A 3,173-nucleotide genomic window follows, 5' to 3' on the forward strand; every position below is an offset into this window, starting at 1 on the left:
TTGGCAGTCTCAGGCCCTGCAGGTTGCGCAGGATCTGCCGCACCGCGTCCTGGTCCACCTCCACGCGCCGGCCGCCGTGCTCGCCGGCATAGGCGCCGGCTTCCTCGCGCAGCATCTTCAACAACGCGTTGGCATCGGGCAGGCGCGGGTTGAAGCGGGTTGCCAGCGCCTCCAGTTCGGCCGGCAGTTCGACCTTGCTGCCGACCAGCACCAGCACATGCGGCTGGCTGTGCCGGCGCTGCACGATGTCGCGCAGCAGCCGTTGATGGCTGGCGTAACCCAGGTAGGGATGGATGTCGAGCAGCAGGTAGATACCGCGCTGGTCGGCGTCCTGGATCATCCGCAACACCGCGCTGGCATCGGGGGGACCGATGGCATCGTCCTCGCGGTCCATGTCGATGCGGCGCAGGCCTTCGGTGATCGACCAGCGGTACAGGGCGCGCCACACCTGCATCAGCGCCTGCCGGAACAGCTCCACGATCCGTGTTTCGTCCTGGGTCTGGATGACGATCAGCGGCGTGTTGGCGCGGATCAGTGCGGTGAGGTCCTGCAGCTCGCTCATGGTGGTTCCATCCCCGGGGCGCACACGATAGCAAAGCCGGACCGGGCCGCTGGCGGACGTTCCTGATCCGGTGACTACCGTTGGCAATGCGCCGCGGTGTACGCTGCGGACAAGTCCCGCGCAAAACGAGGCGTGCATGAAGACGATCCTGGTAGCCGGCTCCAAAGGCGGTGTCGGCAAGACCACCATCGCCACCCATCTGGCCGCGCAATCGGCGTTGGCCGGCACTGCCACGGTGATCGCCGACGCGACCCGCAGCTCCAGCACCCGCTGGGCGCAGCGCCGCTCGGTGCTCGACAGCGCCGTGCTGCCGTTGGACGTGTACCGCAAGAAGCACTGGGAAAAACGCATTCCCGATGGCACCGGGCAGGTGATCATCGATGCGCCCGCCGGCGCGTATGCCGAGGATCTGGAGCACTTCCTCGACGTGGCCGATGCGGTGGTGGTGCCGGTGCTGCCCTCGGCGCTGGATATCGAGCGATCGTCGGCTTTCTGAACAGTCTGGCCAAAATCCCGCGCGTGCATTCGCGCGCGCTGCCCGTGGGGCTGGTGCTCAACCGCACCAAGCCATGGACGCAGACCTCGCAGCAGGCCCAACAGATGTTGGCGCAATGGCCGTATGAAGTGGTCGCGCAGCTGCGCGACAGCCAGAGTTACGTGGTGATGGTCGGGCTCGGGCGCAGCCTGTTCGACTATCACTCCGCCCAGGTACGCGAGCACCAGCACGACTGGGCGCCGCTGCTCAAATGGTTGAACAAGGTCTGACAGGAGTATTCCCCGACCATGCGTGAACTGATCCTGCTGCGACATGCCCACGCCGAACCGGCGGCCACTGGCCAGGCCGATATCGACCGTCCCCTTTCCCCGCATGGCCTGGCCGAAGCCGAAGCCGCCGGGCGCTGGTTGCTGGAACACAAGTTGACCCCGGACCGGGTGCTGTGCTCACCGGCGCGACGCACGCGCGAGACGCTCGAAGCGGTGCTGGAACGGACCGGCTACGTCGAACAGCGCCTGGACGAGCGCATTTACGACGCGGTCCCCGGCACGCTGGCCGCGCTGGCCGATGAGCACCGTGAAGTGGAGCGCCTGCTGATTGTCGGCCACAACCCGGGGCTGGAGCAGCTGGTGGCGCTGATGCACAGCGGCCAGTCCGGCGACTACCGCGGCATGCCGCCGGCGGCGGTGGCGGTGTTGTCCTTGCCGATGGAGGCGGCGATCGAGCCGGGTATCGCCCGGCTGACCGCGTTCTGGTGGCCCTAACCCCATGGCGGCGGCGCGGGGAGGGCTGCTGCTGAGTCTGGTACTGCTGGCCAGCTCGGCTTTCGCGGGCGAGCCGCTGCAGTTTGACACCGCCCATTCCCGGTTCGGTTTCGAGATACGCACCCGCTTCGGGCAGACGATCGAGGGCGTGTTTCCGCGATTCGAGGGCTGGATCACGGTGCTGCCCGACGGCAGCCACCAGGTGCGGCTGCGCATGTTCACCCAGTACGTGGAGATCCCGGGCAAGCCGCGCTACACCGGCTGGATGCGCGGGGAGGACTTCTTCGATGCCGTCCATCATCCGCTGGTGGAGTTCGAGTCCGATCCCTACCGGCCGGAGATCGCCGAGCACGGCGGCAAGATCGACGGACGGCTGAGTATCCGCGGCATCAGCCGGCGTGAAACGCTGCATCTGCTGAAGCCTGAATGCGCAAGGCCCGGCTATGATTGCGACCTCATCAGTCGTGGCACCGTCCAACGCGGGCGCTACGGCATGGATAGCTGGCAGATGGCAGTGAGTGACCGAGTGACCTTTGTATTGCGTACGCGCCTGACCCGCGCCCCTGGACCGTGAATTTCCTGTTGCGTCTGCTGCTGCTCGGCGCCGCGGTGCTGGGCGCTGGCTGTGCCTCGCTGTCGCCGCAGCAGAAGGACCGTGCCCAAGGGATCGCCATCGCCGCGCGCTCCAGCACGGTGACGTGCGATCTTCCCGACCGCTGCGCGCTGGATTCGCCGCTGCGCGCGCTCGGCGGCCAGGCGATCGCCGGCTCGCAACCGGAGTTGCCGCTGCACTACGCCACCATCCTGGACGAGGGCGAGCTGTCGCTGGTGGCGCGCCTGAACCTGATCCGCAGCGCCACCCGCAGCATCGATCTGCAGACCTACATCTTCGACACCGACGACAGTGCGCGGCTGGTACTGGACGAGCTGCTGGCCGCCGCCCGGCGCGGGGTCCAGGTGCGGTTGCTGATCGACCAGCTCTCGGCGATTTCCGACCTGGAGGTGCTCGGCGCCCTGTCCACCGCGCACGTGAACTTCCAGCTGCGCGTCTACAACCCCGCCTTCGGCAAGGCCAAGCTCAACTATCTGGATTACGCCGGCAGCGTGCTGTGCTGCTTCCGCCGCTTCAACCAGCGCATGCACAACAAGCTGCTGGTGATTGATGACGTGATCGGCGTGGTCGGCGGGCGCAACTACCAGGACGACTATTACGACTGGGACCACGAGTACAACTTCCGCGACCGCGACGTGCTGGTGGCCGGCCCCGAGGCGCGCGAGATGGCGGCCAATTTCCAGGCGTTCTGGAACGCGCGGCGCAGCTGGATGCCGAGCGCCTGAATGATGTGGGCCG

Annotated in this window: 2 protein-coding genes and 3 pseudogenes; 4 read left to right on the plus strand and 1 reads right to left on the minus strand. The window is 67.1% G+C overall.

Translation table 11 applies throughout. The features are described from left to right. Positions 1-562 (minus strand): annotated as a pseudogene (locus JCM9942_RS12815) (AAA family ATPase); the annotation flags it as partial. Between the two features lie 136 nt (positions 563-698). Between JCM9942_RS12815 and JCM9942_RS12820 the strand changes: the two are divergent. From JCM9942_RS12820 to JCM9942_RS12835, 4 genes and pseudogenes are all read left to right on the plus strand, one after another. Beyond that, positions 699-1,327: pseudogene (locus JCM9942_RS12820) on the plus strand (nucleotide-binding protein). A gap of 18 nt (positions 1,328-1,345) precedes the next feature. After that, the gene (locus JCM9942_RS12825) at positions 1,346-1,822 is read left to right on the plus strand and encodes a SixA phosphatase family protein (protein WP_054660137.1); all 477 of its coding nucleotides are present in this window, start codon (positions 1,346-1,348) and stop codon (positions 1,820-1,822) included. 4 nt (positions 1,823-1,826) lie between these two features. Next, positions 1,827-2,396, plus strand: coding sequence for a YceI family protein (locus tag JCM9942_RS12830; RefSeq protein WP_054660139.1), 570 nt, complete (start codon positions 1,827-1,829; stop codon positions 2,394-2,396). Beyond that, a pseudogene (locus tag JCM9942_RS12835) lies at positions 2,393-3,173 on the plus strand (phospholipase D-like domain-containing protein); the annotation flags it as partial. The gene JCM9942_RS12830 and the pseudogene JCM9942_RS12835, both read left to right, overlap by 4 nt.

It is taken from the genome of Stenotrophomonas pictorum JCM 9942, assembly GCF_001310775.1.
Classification (GTDB): domain Bacteria; phylum Pseudomonadota; class Gammaproteobacteria; order Xanthomonadales; family Xanthomonadaceae; genus Stenotrophomonas; species Stenotrophomonas pictorum.

Coding starts and splice junctions, on each gene's coding strand:
- JCM9942_RS12830 (WP_054660139.1), top strand. CDS start 1,827: ATGGCGGCGGCGCGGGGAGGGCTGCTGCTGAGTCTGGTACTGCTGGCC.
- JCM9942_RS12825 (WP_054660137.1), top strand. CDS start 1,346: ATGCGTGAACTGATCCTGCTGCGACATGCCCACGCCGAACCGGCGGCC.